The 454-nt window shown below is 43.6% G+C and carries 1 protein-coding gene; it reads left to right on the top strand.

The features are described from left to right. Nucleotides 1-454 (top strand): succinylglutamate desuccinylase/aspartoacylase family protein (locus AB4486_RS24260; RefSeq protein WP_372119186.1); only part of this gene is annotated, 454 nt, incomplete at both ends.

The following is a 454-nucleotide window of genomic DNA, read 5'->3' as shown; positions in this document are numbered from 1 at the left end:
CATACCCAAACTCGCGGAGCAGAGTATCCTTTGTATGTCTTTGCCGATTATCGAATCCCCGCAGCAATCAAAATGGCTCGATTGATCAATCCTGACTGTATTTTTGATGATCCAGGTGATGATGGCGTTTTAGAAACGCAGCTCAATAAAAGTGGTACGCCCGCTATCACCGTCGAGGTTGGTTCTGGAAAGGTTTTACAACCCGACCTCATTGAGCGTTCAGTGAATGGCGTGATGAATATCCTGCACTCGGAAAATATCATCTCTACAAAGATAGATCAGCCTCACTATGCCTGCTTTGAAGGAAAAGAAACGGTGACCATTAGAGCCAATGTCGGTGGTTTCGCTCTCCCTCAAGTTAAGGTCAGTGAATCAGTACAATCAAAACAATTGATTTCAATTCAATATGATAGTTTTGGTTCTGAGAAACAACGTTATTACGCCCCTGCTGATG

The sequence above is a fragment of the Vibrio sp. 10N.222.55.C6 genome, from assembly GCF_041473395.1.
GTDB lineage: Bacteria > Pseudomonadota > Gammaproteobacteria > Enterobacterales > Vibrionaceae > Vibrio > Vibrio crassostreae_C.
The sequence above is the reverse complement of the archived record's forward strand: the minus strand, read 5'-3'. Positions and strand labels throughout refer to the sequence as shown.